12 protein-coding genes are annotated in these 17,223 nt (G+C 65.9%); 7 read left to right on the forward strand and 5 right to left on the reverse strand.

The annotated features are described in order from the left end of the window. The first annotated feature begins 332 nt into the window (after nucleotides 1-332). From AAHS21_RS23695 to AAHS21_RS23705, 3 genes are read left to right on the forward strand one after another with little or no spacing between them, the layout of a single operon-like run. On the forward strand, nucleotides 333-602 hold the full coding sequence (locus AAHS21_RS23695) for a hypothetical protein (protein ID WP_342929988.1): 270 nt from the start codon (nucleotides 333-335) through the stop codon (nucleotides 600-602). Beyond that, nucleotides 602-5,629: a transglycosylase family protein gene (locus AAHS21_RS23700; protein WP_342929989.1), complete on the forward strand. Its 5,028-nt coding sequence runs from the start codon at nucleotides 602-604 to the stop codon at nucleotides 5,627-5,629. The genes AAHS21_RS23695 and AAHS21_RS23700 overlap by 1 nt, the downstream gene beginning before the upstream one ends. Further along, entirely contained in the window at nucleotides 5,626-10,407 is a 4,782-nt protein-coding gene (locus tag AAHS21_RS23705) for a hypothetical protein (protein ID WP_342929990.1), read from the forward strand. Before AAHS21_RS23700 ends, AAHS21_RS23705 begins: the two co-directional genes overlap by 4 nt. Before the next feature lie 20 nt (nucleotides 10,408-10,427). Here AAHS21_RS23705 and AAHS21_RS23710 read toward each other — a convergent pair whose 3' ends face one another. The 5 genes from AAHS21_RS23710 to AAHS21_RS23730 all read right to left on the reverse strand — a co-directional run bounded on the left by AAHS21_RS23710 (nucleotide 10,428) and on the right by AAHS21_RS23730 (nucleotide 12,798). Then, complete coding sequence (locus tag AAHS21_RS23710) at nucleotides 10,428-10,721, reverse strand: hypothetical protein (RefSeq protein WP_342929991.1); 294 nt, start codon at nucleotides 10,719-10,721, stop codon at nucleotides 10,428-10,430. Continuing rightward, nucleotides 10,714-10,968: a hypothetical protein gene (locus AAHS21_RS23715; RefSeq protein WP_342929992.1), complete on the reverse strand. Its 255-nt coding sequence runs from the start codon at nucleotides 10,966-10,968 to the stop codon at nucleotides 10,714-10,716. The genes AAHS21_RS23710 and AAHS21_RS23715 overlap by 8 nt, the downstream gene beginning before the upstream one ends. Before the next feature lie 3 nt (nucleotides 10,969-10,971). Next, nucleotides 10,972-11,124 (reverse strand): hypothetical protein, encoded by a 153-nt coding sequence (locus tag AAHS21_RS23720; protein WP_342929993.1) that lies wholly within the window; start codon nucleotides 11,122-11,124, stop codon nucleotides 10,972-10,974. A gap of 91 nt (nucleotides 11,125-11,215) precedes the next feature. Continuing rightward, nucleotides 11,216-12,343, reverse strand: a complete 1,128-nt coding sequence (locus tag AAHS21_RS23725) for a tyrosine-type recombinase/integrase (protein ID WP_342929994.1) — start codon at nucleotides 12,341-12,343, stop codon at nucleotides 11,216-11,218. Further along, the gene (locus AAHS21_RS23730; RefSeq protein ID WP_342929995.1) at nucleotides 12,340-12,798 is read right to left on the reverse strand and encodes a hypothetical protein; all 459 of its coding nucleotides are present in this window, start codon (nucleotides 12,796-12,798) and stop codon (nucleotides 12,340-12,342) included. Before AAHS21_RS23730 ends, AAHS21_RS23725 begins: the two co-directional genes overlap by 4 nt. 135 nt (nucleotides 12,799-12,933) lie before the next feature. Between AAHS21_RS23730 and dprA the strand changes: the two genes are divergently transcribed. The 4 genes from dprA to AAHS21_RS23750 all read left to right on the forward strand — a co-directional run bounded on the left by dprA (nucleotide 12,934) and on the right by AAHS21_RS23750 (nucleotide 17,160). After that, entirely contained in the window at nucleotides 12,934-14,100 is a 1,167-nt protein-coding gene (gene dprA / locus AAHS21_RS23735; RefSeq protein WP_342929996.1) for a DNA-processing protein DprA, read from the forward strand. 87 nt (nucleotides 14,101-14,187) lie between these two features. Next, complete coding sequence (locus AAHS21_RS23740; protein ID WP_342929997.1) at nucleotides 14,188-15,045, forward strand: siderophore-interacting protein; 858 nt, start codon at nucleotides 14,188-14,190, stop codon at nucleotides 15,043-15,045. Nucleotides 15,046-15,069: 24 nt separating this feature from the next. Then, complete coding sequence (locus AAHS21_RS23745) at nucleotides 15,070-16,230, forward strand: lactate 2-monooxygenase (RefSeq protein ID WP_342929998.1); 1,161 nt, start codon at nucleotides 15,070-15,072, stop codon at nucleotides 16,228-16,230. Between the two features lie 33 nt (nucleotides 16,231-16,263). Beyond that, on the forward strand, nucleotides 16,264-17,160 hold the full coding sequence (locus AAHS21_RS23750; RefSeq protein ID WP_342929999.1) for a tyrosine recombinase XerC: 897 nt from the start codon (nucleotides 16,264-16,266) through the stop codon (nucleotides 17,158-17,160). Nucleotides 17,161-17,223: the final 63 nt, after the last annotated feature.

A 17,223-nucleotide genomic window follows, 5' to 3' on the forward strand; every position in this document is an offset into this window, starting at 1 on the left:
AGCCGGCGCAACCGAGACCTTGAGTCGCATCCGGGGAGGCTGTAAATGCATTCTGCATGCGTTCGTTGCGGATCTGCGTGCTGCGTGCGACCCTCGGGGGGTGGGGGGTACCCCCCGAACCGCGTCCTCGGCTCGGTAGGCCATAGCAGCCACGCAACAGCGTGCGACTGGTCCGCCAAGTTCGTTTTTTGGTTGGGCACCAACATGATTCAGATAATGCGATCTCGACCCCCTGTACAAAAGCGGGCCGCACAGAGGCGCTCAGGGCCGAAAAAGCCCAGTGGGCATGCTATTTCGGCGAAATTGAGCCCAGCGAGTTGTCGGGAAACGTCATGAGTTCGGATGTTGAGCGGGTCAGCCGTGAGGAAATAGATCGGTATCGGGGGGTGTTTTTCACGCTCCGAGAGAGCGCCGTCGAGGCGTCGGACAGGGCGATTCGCGAGATCATGGCGACCAACAGCCGCGTGGTCGGTCAAATTGATGCTGCCGTGGGCGAGTTGGAGCCAAGACAGGACGAGGCACCGCAGGAGCATCGGGACAGGATCGCGGGGCTGCTCGCCGATCTGCTCGGGGGTCATAACTATTTCCCGGGTGGCACGTGATGTCAGTTTATGAGGCCGGTCAGGCTCGTCTGACGATCGTTCCCGATGCGCGTGAGTTCCGCGCGAAGCTCGAAGCGGATCTCCGAAAGGTGCGGGCCGAGCTCGCGGTGCCGGTCATAGCCGATATCGCCCGCGCACGCGGTGAGATAGACCGCTTCCGCGCCGAGCAAGAGGCGCACGCGATCCGTGTCCGCACCGAAGTTGACCGTGATCACCTACGCCGCTCGCTCGATACGGTGCGCGGCGACTTTGGAGACCTCGGCGACACGCTCGGCAAGGCGCTCAAGCTCGATGCCGCGACAGTCGGCATCGGCCTATTGCCCGCTCTCGCAACGGGTTTAGCCTCCGTTGCACAGGCGTTAGAACAGGTCGCCGACGCGGGACTCGCAGTGCCCGGGATCCTGGCAGGCGTCGGCGCCTCAGCAGCCACCGTCGCGCTCGGGCTGTCGGGTGTCAAAGACGCGTGGACGGCTGTCGGCGCCGCGGCCGACGAGTCCGGTAGCGCTCAGGCACGCCAAGCGCAGCAAGTCGTTTCGGCTACCAATTCGCTGCGCAACGCGGTCGTCGACGAAGCCCGGGCGGAGAAAGACGTCGCCGATGCCCGCCGCGACGCCCGCCAGCAACTCGAGGACCTCAATATCGCGACACACGCTGGCGCGCTGTCGGAGAAAGAGGCAATCCTCGAAGCGAACAAGGCCCGCCGGGATCTCGCCCAAGGCCGGTTCAAGGATGCACTCGACCGTGAATCCGCTGAGCTGCGCGTCCAGGAAGCCGACCAGCGTGTCGTCGAGGCCAAGCAGCGGAACATTGAGCTACAACAGAAAGTCGGCGAAGCCAACGCGAAGGGCGTTGAAGGGTCTGACCGCGTCGTCGCCGCGAACGAGCGCCTAGTCCGTTCACATCAGGCCGTGCAGGCGGCACAGGCATCCCTGGCGAACGTCGGTGCCGGCGGCCTGGCGGACAAGGCTGCCGAGGCGATGGCCAAGCTCGCGCCCAACGCTCGCGAGTTCGTCCAGGCCATCGTCGACCTCAAGCCGGCGTTTAAGAGCCTGGAAGACGAAGACGCTCAGAATCTGTTCGCCGGGATGGGCGGCGCTCTGAAACAGCTTGCTGCGTCTGATCTTCCGGCTGTGCGGACAGGCGTCGGAAGCATCGCGACTGCGATCAACGGCGATCTCAGGCAATTGTTTTCCAGCTTGGGATCCGATTCCAGCAAGGGCCTGATCACCCGCATCCTCGGGGACACCGCCAACGCGGACGGGCGCGTGAAGGATGCGATCGACCCGATCATTCACGCGATTCTCACGCTGACGGCAACCGGAACCTCGACGCTTCCCCGGCTCGCTACCGCAGCTGATCACGTTGCGGACCGCTTCAACCGATTCATCACCGCGGCGGCTGGCGACGGCCGCCTCTCGAAGTGGATCAACGACGGCGAGACTGCGTTTACCCACCTCGGCGAAATCGCCATACACCTGGGCGAGACCTTCCACGGCGTCACCGAAGCCGTGGGCGGCAATGGGCTACTAGCCGACCTCGATTCACTGACCGGCAAGCTCGAAAAGTTCACCAATTCGACTGAGGGACAACAGAAACTCACCAAATTCTTTCAAGAGGGCCGCGAGGAATTCCACAAGTGGGAGCCGGTCATCGAAAACCTCGGCCGCATGCTGCCTACGGTATTTGAGACGGCCAAAAAGAACGCGGACAGCTTCCTGCCGATCATCCGCAGCCTCACTGACCTGCTCGCGCAGAACCCCGCGTTGCTCGAAACGATCGTCGGCGGCTATCTGGCCTGGGAGACCACGGTCAAGCCAATTGGCTCTGTTTTCAATGCAGTTAAGGACCTGAGCGGCCTCGTCAAGACGTTCCGTGACCACATCAACGACGCCAACACTGCGATCGGAAAGACGGGCACCGTCGCCAAGACGGCCGCCGAGGAAGTCGGGCTTGCGGCCAGGGCCGAAGCTGGCGCGTACGCCACCGTCACCGATGCCGCTCTCGCCTCCGACGAAGCGATCGCCGGCAACGCCACCGCCGCTAAGGGCCGGCTCAGCCGCGTGATGGGCGCCCTCGGCGCGGCGGCGGGACCTGTCGGGATCCTCGCTGCCGGCGGCATGATGATGTATGACACGCTCGACGACCAGGATCAGCGAGCCAAAGCGTTCCAGCACGACATGGCGAACGCCAAGACGCAGCAAGAGCGCGACGAAATCGAGAAGCGCTACTTCGGGTACCACCTGCCGGCGCAGCCAGGAACACCAGGCGGTCCCCCTGCCGGCGCGCCTGTCCCGCCGGGCACGCCAAAGCAATTGCAGGACAGCCAAGGTCAGTCCACCCTGGGCAGGACCGGCAGCATGTCCGATCAGGCCGCCTGGGAGTCGTTGGCCAAGCAGGGTGACCCGATGGCCCAATGGGTCACTGCGGGTGGCAGTCCTGATGAAATCGCCAAACGGGCGCAATGGGCACTGGCACACCAGGATCAAGACAAGCCCGGCTGGCAGCCCCCGCAAAGCTATGGCGCTGGCGGCGCGACACCACGCACCGCGGGCCCGCTACCCGACGGCGGCTACCACGCCGTCATTCACCCCGACGAATGGGTGAACAACCCAGTCGGCCGCAAGGCCCTAGGCGACCCGTTCCTGGCCGCCGCGAACAAAGGTGTCGTCGACACCAGTCTGCTGCCGCACTTCGACGTCGGCGGCCCCGGCGACCAACCGCCCGGCCAACCAGGCGGCGATGTGGGGTACGGCTCGCTCGCAGCGCCCAACCCGGCCTCACTGGGCCCCGCCACCGTCGCTCCTAACCCGATGGGTCCGGGCGGAGGGGCGCCCGGAATGCTCAACAATGTTGTCAACAGCGTGGCATCCGGTGTGCAGGGCCCGATCGGTAACGCCATCGGATTCGCGAGCAACGCGATTCAGCAAGGGATGTCCCAGGGGCAAGCCAACGGCTCCCTGCCCAGCTTTGGCGGTGGCGGCTTCGGTGCCGGCGGCAGCAGCGGATCCAGCATGATCCCCGGCGTCTGGGGCCTGTTGCAGGCGGGCAACGACCCGAACGCGCTCATGCAGTGGGGTAGCCAAACGCTGAACTGGACAGCGAACTTTGGGGCCAAAACCCTGTCCAGCGCCGCCCAGATCGGAATGCAAGGTGCCCTCGATGCTGTCGGGCTCGGGGGCAGCATGCTGTCCCCGTCGAACCCCTACAACCAGGCGGCACAACGCACGGCCGGCTTCTACCTCGGCGATCAGAGCCCGCTCAAATCGCTCATGGGCGGCAGCGGCGGCAGCGTCGCACCCGCCGATTCTGGCACCCAATCCATCACGCTCGGGGACGGCTCCGTCATCCAAATCCCGACCTACGGCACCGCAGGCCCTGGCGCTGCGGGGCTTGGCAACGCGGTCCCCGGCGCGACCACGCCCACGGGCGAATTGATCGGCGCCAACCCCGATTCGCGGGCCGCGGCCTTGTACGCCGGCAGGGCGCCAGGTGACGTCACCCCCGAAGCCCTGGCCGCAGCCGGATTCAAGCCGCTCTACGGCTGGGGCAACGGCAGCTCGGCCGCCGGCAACGTGCCCGGGTGGGTCAAGAACATGGCCGAACAGTTCGGCCTGGTCGCCTCGACCTACGACGAAGGCGACACGCTGCATCACGGCGGCTACGCATGGGACTTCAACGACCCGTCCAGCCCGAACGGCTGGTCTCCCAAGCTCGACCAGTTCGCGACATGGCTGCAACAGAACATGGGCAACCAAACCCTGCAGCTCATCCATTCCAACCCGCAGACCGGACAGAAATGGGGCATCGCTGCCGGCCAAGCAGTCGGACCCGGCACCCAATCGCCGGGCTACTACTCGAAGGATTGGGGCGGGCACGCCGACCATGTGCATTGGGCCACCGATCAGCCCGTCATCATCAACCCGCGCGGGGGGCCGGCGGCCGGAATGCCCGGTGCGCCGGCCGCAGCACCGTCGGGCTGGCATGCCAACTGGGACGCCATCGCCAAGGGCGAGTCCAGCGGTAACTGGTCGATCAACACCGGCAACGGCTACTTCGGCGGCCTGCAGATCCTCCAGTCGACCTGGGACCAGTTCGGCGGCAGGCAATTCTCCGTTCGCCCAGACTTGGCGACCAAAGACCAGCAAATCTCCATCGCCGAACGAATCCTCGCCGGCCAAGGCCCTGGCGCGTGGCCCAACACTTTTGTCGGGGCGCCCAAACTGTTTGACTCAGGTGTCAACGCCGGGCCCTTGCCCACCGGTACGACGCTGGTACAGAACAACACCGGCCAGTCAGAGCAGGTCTACACGGCCGCCCAGCACGCCAATGCCCAGCAAGCGCTGCAAACCGTTGCTGCGCAACAAATCACCACGACAACGCAGCCGAACCCAGGCGGTGACCAAGCTCAGCACATGCAGCAGCCGGCGGGACCGCAGCAGCCACAGTCTGCACCCGCCTCGGTGATCCCGAACCCTGGCGGTAACGCGCCAAACGTGGTGACACCGACACCCACGGGTGGAACGGTCGCTCCGTCGCTGGCCGCTCACGCGGTTGCGCCGGCACCGTCGAACCTCGACCACAACCTCAAAGCGATCGACACCGGCATCGACTCCGCGGCCTCCGCCATTGGGCAAGCTGCCTCGACGGCCATCGGAATCGCTGCCAGCGTCGCGAGCGCGGCCGGCAGCTCTGGATTCTCGCCGGGCGGCAGCGCTGCGGGAGCTTTCGGCGCGATCGGCCCCTATGTCGATGGGCTGATCCGCGAGGGCGGCAAGGTCGTCAAAGACGTTGTCAACGTGCCATCTTCGTTCCTGGTCGGCAACATCACCGGCGGCACCCAGGACCTCGCCTATGGCGCGCCACTGCGGCCGGCGCAGAACAACCCCAACGTCGCCCAGAACGTCACCACCAACGTCACCAACATCTCGGGCAACTACGAGCTGCGCGCCGCGATGGACGCCCAGGAACTCAGGCAGCAACAGGACCACCAGGCCGCCCTCGCCGCCCACCCCCGGAACACACCATGACCGCCCCTGGCGGCCCGGGCAGTATCGCGACCGGCGTCCAGTACGGCGTCACCTCTGGCAACGGCTCCCTGCCCGGTTTGGCCGGCCGCACGCAAGACGGCGTCATTGCGCAGATGCAAGCTGAGATGCAAGGCTCGCCGAGCTGGAAGGGCGCCTCACAGAACGTATTTGGGGGCATCGCGGGCGGCCTGCCCGGCCTGTTCCTGGCGTTTGTGCGCGAGCTGATCGGGGACGCCGAAGCCGTCTTCGAGACGTTGGAGGAAGGGTTCGCCGCCGCCGCGGCCTTCGTGGCCAACATTGCCGACGACGCCGCCACGGTGGCCGTCGCAATCGAAGACGCGATCGCCAAAGCGGTCGCAGCCGCGATCACCGATGCCGCATCGGTCGCCAACACCGCTGTCAATGAGGGCTTCGGATTCCTGACGAACGTGCTGCGCAACATCATTCAGTTGCTGGGCTTGGTCGGCAATCCGACGGTCGGCAGCGCAGGCGGCATCACAGTGCCGGGCGTCAATAGCGGCCAGCTCACCCTCACGCAACTGCTGGGGGCGTTGACCACCGACCAGCAGATCTCGCCCAGTCAACTGCAATCACTGGCGTCGCAGGAAACGAAAAACGTCCTCGCTGATCCCAGTTTCGATACAGGATCGTTCATTCAAGGCCAAGGCCGGTGGTGCTGGGACGGCTGGGTGGGCACCGGCGCCTTCGCCGGCATCAATGCCTCTATCCGCACCGTCCGACCCGGTGTCATCACCATCTACAACGTCATCGGCACTAGCCAAGGCATCTTCAACTTCCCGGTCATGGGTCAGGGCCCGATCCCGATCAACGTGGGCGGTGACGGCATCGTCCTTGAATATCTGCGAAACGAGCAGTACGGCTGGCTTGTCGACTGGGTACTCAAAGGCACCGACCCGATCTATTTCGAGTGGATCAACGTCCCTTATCCGGCCGCCCAATATCCCATGGGGGCAAGCGTTTACGCGGGCGCACAGTGGCTGATGAACGCGATCAACGAAATCCCGGGCCCGTTCTTTTTCGTCTTAGACAGCCAAGGCAACCAGGTCGGTGCCGCCGTCTACGACGAACTGCGGTTCGGCAAGATGCAAGACCGCCGCAACGACTTCCTCGGCGCCATCGCGATCGGTAACCTGCGCCGCGAACAAGGCCACACCTTCCCCGGATACCCGGATCCGGCACCGGGCACGGCGGGCATGTGCGATGTCTCGCTCATGACCACCGGCCCATACGCGGGTAGTGGCAACCCGGCTGACCCGACAATCGGCAATCTTGTTGATACCGAAGACTTGTGGTGGGACTTCTGCCAAGCAGGCGACTACTTCGCCTGTACACCGGTCAACGGCGTCACCCAGGTCCCGCCAGACGGAACGCTGGGCGGCAACGTCGGCTGCATCGCCGGCATACCCGGCTACCAGTTGCGCGAGTTCTACACCTTCATCAACCAGGCGTACAACGGCAGCAACAACATCATCGGCGACGTCATTGCCTGGACGCTGGCGCACGGCATAGGTGGCAGCCTCAACATTTTGACGGAATTCATGGGCGCTGTCTACCAACAGATTTCGGCTCTAGCCCCTGTCGACAGCCCCCACAACACCTACCACATTTCGCAGCCGTTCCTCGACAGAGGCGACACCCGAACGTTTTTCGAGATCGGCATCGACTACATCAACAGCTTCATCGCGGGGTCACACCCCGACGGCACGCCGATCAGAACCCCGCCGGTCAACGGAGAGCGCCACCAGCTCTTAGGCCAACGTGTCGCGGTGAAACCGTTCCAGGTGGTTCGCGCTGGCGCACAGGTCATGTGGGTCAATGTTGCCGCCGACGGGCCCGCGATCATCGTGGCTGTCAATGCTTACGACAAGAACGAAAACCTGATCGCCACAGTCACTTCCGACGAGTGCGTGATTTCCGACCCCGAACCCAGCAGCAACTGGGCATTCATTGAGCTCGTCTCCGACTTCGTCATGCCCGAAGGCACCGCAACAGCGTGCATCGTCTTAGACGTGGAACCGGATGCGATGCGGACCGGCATCGTCTGGTTTGACGACTGCAAATTCGAGCCCGAGTCCCTGTTCGACGCTGGCTGGCTCGACGTCACGAACATTCCGCAGCTGGCCGGCGTGAAGCTCGCCGGCCCGCAAGGGCAGGCCGACATGTTGACGGCCTGGCAGAACCTGATCGACAACCTGGCGTCGGCGAACTCCCAAACCAACGTCACCGGCGCCCAGCTGACCCAGATGCTGCAAGCGGCCGGGCTTACCGCGCAGAACGCCCAACTCGCCTACGAACTTGGCGTCAGCAACCACCAGATTCTGAGTAACGTTGCCACGCAGCCATATTGGGCCAGCATGCAGCCGAGCGGCCAGGTGACGTTTTCACTTCCACGCGGCACGTTGCCCACGGTCACGATCCCCATGGGCACAACCCTGATGGGCTACATCAACACCGCCCCGGCGATCCCCGTGGGATTCGTCGAGTTCCTCGCGAAAAGCTCAGGAACCCCGACCGGCATCTATCTGAACCTCTACACGATGGATCCCACGACTGGCGACTTGACCAACGTGTATACCTCAGCGGACATCTCAGCGGAGATTTCAACCGGCGCGCTCGACTGGGCACCGATCAGCATTCCGTCCGACAAACCGCAACTCGCGCTGGCCCAAGGGGTGTTCTGGGAGATCGTCGCCCAGGGCCACGCCCTGACTGTGGTGGCAGACACGATCGGCGGCCCGAACAAGTCCTACATGATCCCGCCCAACATCGGCGCCACACGCACAACCCTCGCCACCGGGGGTGTTTCACCGGCGACGCTATCAGCGGCGACTGACCTCGCATTCGGAGGCACAGCGCCGTTTGTGTGCATGAGCGTGACTGACTTGCCGCCAACGTATTTCCCGCCGAACGAGAAAGAATTCACCTCAGCCGGCACCTCCAAATACCCGATCCCCACATGGGTATTGGACGGTGACGTCCTCGACCTCGTCGGAGTCGCCGGCGGCGGTGCCGGCGGCTGGGCCGACGGAAACATCTGCCAAGTCAACAACGGACAAGGCGGCCAACCCGGCTCCTGGGACAGCAAGAGCCTCAACTACGGCACCGACATACCCGGCGGCACAACCGAACTCGACGTCATTGTCGGCCACGGCGGCAGCGCCCCGAGCGGCGCCGGCTCCAACACCCTCATCGGCTACGGATTCGACAGCCCACCCACATTCGACGCGGACGCAGACGGAGATTCTGGCGCGGGCGTCACGTCCATCTCGTGGACCCACGATGCCGAGGGCGGGGCGTACGTCGTGGTGGGCCTCTACACGACGTGGGGGACCTTCGACGTCACCTACGACGGGATGGAAATGATCCCGCTCGGCCTGGTGTATGTGGGCGGGATCGGGACCGTCGGCGCGCTGTGCTTCTACGGGATTGCCGACGCCCCACCCGGCACGAGCTTCATCATGGTTAACACCGCACAAGCCGCGTGGATGAGCGGAAACTCGCTGTCGTTCAACAACGTTTCGTGCGCGGGCCTCGTCACCGACGCGTACGGCACCGCGACAGACACCCTCACCCACGACGTGATCTGTGGCGAAAATCAACTCATCGTCCATGCGTTCGGCAACCAGGGATACGCCCAACAGAAGTCATTCAGCGGCGGCACCAACCGCGCCTACAATTACGTCCCCAACGGCAACTACTACTCAGACGGCATCTCACTGAGCTACGCCACCGAATCCACCACATTCGGCGCGAAACTCAGCGTCCAAGACAACTGGGGTGCCCTTTCCCTCGTGTTGAACCCCGCGGGCACGGTGCTGCTCAGCACTACGGGTGGTCAGCCCGGGGGCCCCGGCGGGGCCGGGAACTTCAATCCCGCCAACCCCAACGCCACAAGCAACGGTCCCGGGCCAGGCAACAAAAAATGGGCCGGGAAACTGCGTGCCGGCGGCCCGGACGCCACAGCGCTGTCGTACCCCGGCAATCCGCCCGGTGGGGCCGCGTCGGGCGGCAACCAGAGCACCAACCCGACAGGCCCGGCCTTTGCCGGCGGGGACGGCCGCGCCTGGATCACCGCCAAGCGCGGCGCCTCGTCGATCAACATGGGCGGTGGCCTCGGCGGGGGCGGCAGCGAACTCGCGGTCGCCTATGAGGCCACCGGCGTCGGCGCGAACAACGTTGGGGGCAACACTCTTTCGTGGGCCCACGACTCAGATGGGGGCCCGAACTGCGCTGTCGTCCTCCTGGGCGCCGTTGACTATTCCAGTGGCGCAGCCAGTATCAGCGCCACCTACGGCAGCACCTCGTTCGTCTACAACCTCGACGGCCTGACGTACTACAACTCCGGCGGCATCGGGATCTTCATCTTCGCCCTCGGCATCATCGGGGTGCCCAGCGGAACACAGAACGTCACGCTCTCCGCCACCAACGCCACGATCAACGACCTCGCCGGCAACACCTTGAGCTACCAGAACGTCGGTGCGTTCGGCGACTTCCAGACCAGCAGCGGAAACGGCACCGGCCTGTCGCTACCCAACATCTCGTCGGCGGCCGGCCAAATGGTGGTCGGCGGCTTCGCGGCCGTCAACGCGGTCCTCGGCTCATTCAGCCCGTCGCAGCGATGGCAGCAGGCCAACACCGCAAGCATCCCCATGGTGATTGGAGATTCCAACGGAGCCTCGTCGGTGAGCTTCCTCGGATCCGGGTCCGCTTCCAACCCCTGGGGCGCCGTCGGCGGCGTCCTGATCCCCATCTCCTAGCCCGCACTGTAGGGGTCACGTCAGCGCTCGACGAGCATGACCCCGGTTCCAATCCGGAGAACATCGGCACCGAGTTCCTTGTCGGCCCAATAACGCAGGACGTCGACCGCGTCGTAACTATTTACGCGGGCCGCGGCTTCCCGCGTGCGTCGTGCTCCCTGTGGTCCCCAATCGCTGGCCGCCAGGCCGCCGCGCGATTCCCATTCGACGTACTTTTGATCGACCTCATCAACGGGCACGCCATAGATGAGTGACAGAGCCAACGCGGTGAGCTTTCCTCTGCCATCGACCCAGATGATCAGCAGCTCAGCCACTTTGACACTCGTTTGCAATCGGGTAGTCGCCGTACACGCCACGGGCGTCGCCGGCCATCGCCCACGCGTTCTGCTGGTCGGCCCGCGCGCACAACTCCGCATTCCGCCGACGCCGCGCCGCGGCACAGTCATCGCGGCGCGCCAATAACCCGCCGATCAACCGGCCGGCTATACCCGCCGCCGCCACCGCGCCGATCAGCCACGCGAACTTGAACACGAATACCACCAACACGATCAGCACCGTCATCTGCTACTCGCCTCTCATCACTTCGGCAGAGAACACGGCCCGCGCTGCGGCGACCAGGCCGCCGCCGACGAAGGGCTGGCGAAGATAGGCGGCCTGGGCGACAGTTTCGAGTGCGGCCACCGTTGCCGAGCTCAAACCCGTTGCACTTGAAGGCATCTCGCCCCGCATTGCACCGGCGAGACATTCGTCGAACGCCTCGCATTTCTCCTCCGACGTAGCCGGGCGCAGCCTCACCATGTTCAGCCCGTCAATCAATCGGCGGGCACGCGCGGACGGACTTGGGTCGCAAGCAGTACGCCCGGCCGCGATCAGATGTGGACGTGGCTACAACGCCTTCGGCCGTGAGTTCGTTGATCGCCGCGTCGATATGCGGTCGCACATCGTGCTGAAGCGCTTGGCTGAGCTTCGTGCGTGGCATCTCCTCACCAGGGTCAAGCTTGCCCAGCAGCCGCACGATCGATTTTTTACAGTGCTCGAGCCGCCGATTCAGCATGTCCCGCGCCCGCTCGGCTTCAGTGGGCTCCGGCGCCACCAGGCGGTCGATGGCATCGACGCGCTTGCTGTCGACGACCTTGACATAGATCGCGGTTGTATTGAGGTTTGCATGTCTCATCAACGTTTGCACAGTCCGCAGGTCAGTGCCGCCGGCGACGAGCTTCGTTGCATACCAGTGCCGCAACTTGTGCGCGGTCCCGCCAGGGATGCCCGCGCGCACCATTGCCATCTGGATCACCGCTGTTACCGTGCGGCGGGCGATCGGCTGACCTGGGCGTGTCGAGTTCCCCATGAACCAATAACCCGATCGGGGCATGGTGGTCGCGATGTCGACGAGTAGCGGATGCAATGGCAACGTTTCGGTGCGGTTGCCTTTTCCGGTCACTCGCAAGGTCCGCTCGCGTACGTCGACGTCCTCCGCACGCAGCTTGGCGATCTCGTGCACGCGTAGGCCGGCCAGCGCGGCGAGCAAGATCATGGCTCGGGTCTTTCTGCGCATATTCGTCGCCAGCAATGCAGCAAGCTGCTCATCAGTGAGTGGCTGCGGCGTTGACTTCGGCATCTTCGGCCGCGGCAGGCGCGCGGTCACGTCTACACCTCCGTGCTCGCCGTACCACCGGTAGAACGACGCAAGGGAGACGAAATAGGACGACCTGCTCCATGCATTTAGCGCAGGACGCCCGAGGAACCGCGAAACGTCCAGGGGTGTCATCGTTTCCACCATTTTTCCGGCGAACCGTTCGAGCTGTTCCAGCCGCAACCGGGCATCGTGAATCGTTCGCTCGGAGCGCCCGGCGCCGCGCATATAGATCTCCCAGGCATCCAGTGGTGGCAATCCACCGTCGCCGTCGTCGCCATGGACCAGCCGCAAAGCGCTCATCGCAGTCGCTCCATCGCGGCAGCTGCCTCGGCGAGTAGTGCGGCGAGGTGTTTAGCTTCGTCAGCTGACAAGGATTCGGTTCCGCACTTGACACAGATGCTTAGTTCGACTCGGCCGTCATCGAACTGGACGCCATCAACTACCACCGCCAAGTTCCCGGCTTCGCGAACCCATGCGTTGTACGTGCGGGCGTACCCGTCGCCCCACTCGCACCATTCGTCGACCTCGCCGACAACCTGGGCGGGCAGCGAGACATCAGCAAACATGGCCTGGCAGATGTTGAGTTCGGCCATTTTGCGCGCGCAGTTCAAAACGCCTTGGTTGCCCGAAATCGGGTCGTCTGGGCATTGCGCCGACGCGCTTTCCAAGCCTTCGAGGTCGACGATCTGCTTGGGTGTCAGCTGGTCGGTCAACTCGCGCCAGTTGGTCGCGGTGTCGTGGTCAGGGATCGCCATGAGGCATGACTCCTAGTTTCGCTATTTTGTTGGTTTTGTGGTCGCGTGGAGCCTGGCCGACTTGGCCGGCCGCGGCTCGCCCGGCCTGGACGAGGTGGCCGCCGCGCTGAGCTTCCGGCAGCTGGGAGAACAACGATGACCGCAGTGTTCCACGATCCCGCCTGGCCGGCCTGGGCGTACCTGTCGCGGGTGGCCGAGCCGCCATGCCCGGAGCTCGCGGCCCTGGTGGGATGCGTGGGGCCGGTCGAGGCGGCCGACCGCGTCCGGCGCGGGCTGGTCAGCGAGGAGCTGATACGGCACACCGCCGCCAGGCGGGAGATAGACCGGGCCGCAGCGGATCTCGAGGTGCTCGCTCGTCGCGGCGGCCGGTTGATCACGCCCGATTGCCCGGAGTGGCCGCTGGTCGCGTTCTCGGCATTCGCTGGCGCCGGGTGCAGGCCTCGCGGCGGGCCGCCGATGGTGTTGTGGGCGTTGGGTCCGGTGCGTCTGGACGAGATCGCCCGGCGCGCCGCGGCGGTGGTCGGCACCCGTGCGGCCACGGCCTACGGCGAACAGGTGACCGCCGATCTGGCCTCCGGGCTGGCCGAGCGCGACGTCGCGGTCGTTTCGGGCGGCGCCTACGGAATCGACGGTGCGGCCCATCGGGCGGCGCTGGCCAGCGACGGAATCACGGCGGCGGTGTTGGCCGGGGGCATCGACATCCCTTATCCGGCCGGGCATTCGGCGTTGCTGCATCGCATCGCCTCGCATGGCTTGTTGTTCAGCGAATATCCGCCTGGCCTGCGGCCCGCTCGGCATCGGTTCCTGACCCGCAATCGTCTGGTCGCCGCGGTGGCAGGGGCCGTCGTGGTGGTGGAGGCGGGTCTGCGCAGCGGCGCCGCGAACACCGCGGCCTGGGCGGGGGCGTTGGGCCGAGTGGTGGCCGCGGTGCCCGGACCGGTCACCTCGTCGGCCTCGGCGGGTTGTCACGCACTGCTGCGCAACGGGGCCGAGCTGGTCACCCGTGCCGACGACATCGTCGAATTCGTGGGACAGATCGGTGAACTCGCCGTCGAAGAGGCCCGGCCTGTGACCGCGTTGGACGGGCTGGGCGAGGCCGAGCGTCAGGTGTACGAGGCGTTGCCCGGGCGAGGTGCCGCAACGGTCGACGAAATCGCCGTCTCCTCCGGGCTGATGCCCGAGCAGGTGCTGGGACCGTTGGCGATCCTCGAGGTGACCGGGCTGACCGAGCGTGACGGCGGACGGTGGCGCCTCGTTCGCACCCGCGACCGAGGTGGGGAGGCCCAGATGAGGTCTAGGTGACCCACGGGAACCGTCGCGGGTGGCCGACCTGCGACGACGGCCCCGGCTCGTATAGTCGGCTGGGGCCGGGTCTGAACAGGAGGACATGTGGCAGGTCGACCACTCCAACGTTTTGAAGTCGTCGGTACCCAACAACTCGCACCGCACATGAAGCGTGTGACGTTGGGGAGCAATCAGTTCGACACCTTCGTGCCGAGCAACTTCACCGACTCCTACGTCAAGTTGGTATTCGTCGCCGCCGACATCGACGTGGCTGCGTTGCCCCAACCCTTGACCCAGGACAGCTTCGCGGTGCTGCCCCCGGAGAAACGGCCGGCCGTGAGGACCATCACCGTCCGCAAGGTCGATGCCGCGGCCCGCCAGATCTCGCTGGACATCGTGGTGCACGGCGAACACGGCGTGGCGGGTGTCTGGGCGGCCCACGCCCAACCCGGTCAGGTGATCTATCTGATGGGCCCCGGAGGGGCCTACACGCCCGACCCCGCGGCAGACTGGCATCTACTGGCCGGAGACGAGTCGGCGCTGCCGGCCATCGCTACCGCATTGGAAGCATTGCCTCCCAACGCAATTGGCAAGGCCTTCATCGAAGTGGCGGGACCCGACGACCAAATCGAGTTAATTGCGCCGGAAGGCATGCAGGTGAACTGGGTTTATCGCGGCGCTCGCGCGGATCTTGCCTCCGATGATCGCGCCGGCGATTTCGCGCCGCTGATCGAGGCCGTCACCACCACGCTGTGGCTGCCCGGGCAGGTGCACGTCTTCATCCACGGTGAGGCCCAAGCCGTCATGCACAATTTGCGGCCCTACATCCGCAAAGAGCGTGGAGTGGACGCGAAGTGGGCGTCGTCGATCTCCGGCTACTGGCGGCGCGGCCGCACCGAAGAGACGTTCCGGCAGTGGAAGAAGGAACTAGCCGAGGCGGAGTCGGCAAGCTCGTCAGCCTGACGGCCGGCTGGCATTCTCTATCCCATGGCATTCGGCGCTTACCAGAACGAGATCTACTTCCAGGGCCTGGCGGGGGTCGTACCCGCGCTGCCGATGGCCTTCGCAGAGTTAGAGGCCCGCGCCGAGAAGGCGATGCCACCGTCGGTGTGGTCGTACGTCACCGGCGGCGCCGGCGACGAACGCACCCAGCGGGCCAACCGCGAGGCGTTCGATCACTGGGGTCTGATCCCGCGCATGTTCGTCGGGGCCGCCGAGCGCGACCTGTCGGTGCAGATGTTCGGCATGACGCTCCCGTCGCCGTTGTTCATGGCGCCGATCGGCGTGATCGGCATCTGTGCTCAAGACGGCCACGGGGACCTGGCCACCGCGCGTGCGGCCGCGGCCACCGGTGTCCCGATGGTGGTTTCCACCCTGACCGCGGACCCGCTGGAAGAGGTCGCCGCACAGTTCGGTGATACCCCCGGCTTCTTCCAGCTGTATACGCCGAAGGATCGCGACCTGGCCGCCAGCCTGGTGCAGCGGGCCGAAGCGGCCGGCTACCAGGGCATCATCGTCACCCTCGACACCTGGATCCCCGGCTGGCGACCGCGCGACCTCAGCACGGCCAACTTCCCCCAGTTGCGGGGGCACTGCCTGAGCAACTACACCAGCGATCCGGTCTTTCGCGCCAGCCTGCAACGCCCGCCCGAAGAGGACCCGCAAGGCACCGTGCTGCAGTGGATTACGACGTTCGGAAACCCGCTGACCTGGGATGACCTGCCCTGGCTGCGGTCGCTGACCGACCTTCCGATGATCATCAAGGGCATCTGTCATCCCGACGATGCCCGGCGCGCCAGGGACGGCGGCGTCGACGGCATCTACTGCTCCACCCACGGCGGGCGCCAGGCCAACGGCGGTCTGCCCGCGCTGGACTGCCTGCCCGGCGTGATCGAGGCGGCGCAAGGCTTGCCGGTGCTGTTCGACTCGGGGATCCGCAGCGGCGCCGATGTCGTCAAGGCTCTGGCCATGGGCGCGACCGCCGTCGGGGTCGGTCGGCCGTATGCCTACGGTCTGGCGCTCGGCGGCGTCGACGGGATTGTGCATGTGCTGCGCAGCCTGCTGGCCGAAGCGGATCTGATCATGGCCGTCGACGGCTACCCGACCCTGAAAGATCTCACCCCGGACACGCTTCGGCGCGTCGGCTAAGGGGCGGCGGGCCGGACCTGCGACCGTGGGGGAGTGCAGGCGATTCTCGAGGAGTTCGACGAGTACCTGAATCTTCAGTGCGGCCGTTCGGCGCATACTCGGCGCGCGTATCTGGGCGACCTGCGCTCGTTATTCGCCTTCCTCGACGAGCGCGGGGTGGCGCTGGACGCGCTGAGCCTGCCGCTGCTGCGGACCTGGCTGTCCAGCGGGGCGGTGGCCGGGGCCGCGCGTACCACGCTGGCGCGGCGCACCTCGTCGATCAAGGCGTTCACCGCGTGGGCGGTGCGGCGCGGCCTGCTGACCGTCGACCCCGCCGCACGGCTGCAGGTGCCCAAGGCACACCGCACGTTGCCCGCCGTGCTGCGTCAGGATCAGGCGCGCGACGCCATGGCCGCCGCGAAATCCGGTGCCGAGCAAGGAGATCCGCTCGCCCTGCGGGACCGGCTGATCGTCGAGATGCTGTATGCGACCGGGATTCGGGTGAGCGAGCTGTGCGGCCTGGACATCGACGACGTGGACGCCGGCCACCGGGTGGTGCGAGTGCTGGGCAAGGGCAATAAGCAGCGCAGCGCGCCGTTCGGGGTGCCGGCCGCCGACGCGCTGCGGGCGTGGCTGGCCGACGGGCGTCCCGCCCTGGTCACCGCGGATTCCGGGCCGGCGCTGCTGCTGGGCGCGCGGGGCCGCCGCCTCGACGTACGCCAGGCCCGCACCGTGGTGCACCAGACGATCGCCGCGGTGGACGGCGCGCCCGACCTGGGCCCGCACGGGCTGCGGCATAGCGCGGCCACGCATCTGCTGGAAGGCGGCGCCGACCTGCGCGTCGTCCAGGAGCTGCTCGGCCATTCCAGCCTGGCGACCACCCAGCTCTACACCCATGTCGCGGTGTCGCGGCTGCGGGCGGTGCACGATCAAGCCCACCCGCGCGCCTAGCCGCCGAGCGGCGTCGAGTGTGCGTCCAGGGCGGTGAGTGTGCGTCCAGGGCGACGTAGCCGC

It is taken from the genome of Mycobacterium sp. 050272, from assembly GCF_039023525.1.
Taxonomy (GTDB): domain Bacteria; phylum Actinomycetota; class Actinomycetes; order Mycobacteriales; family Mycobacteriaceae; genus Mycobacterium.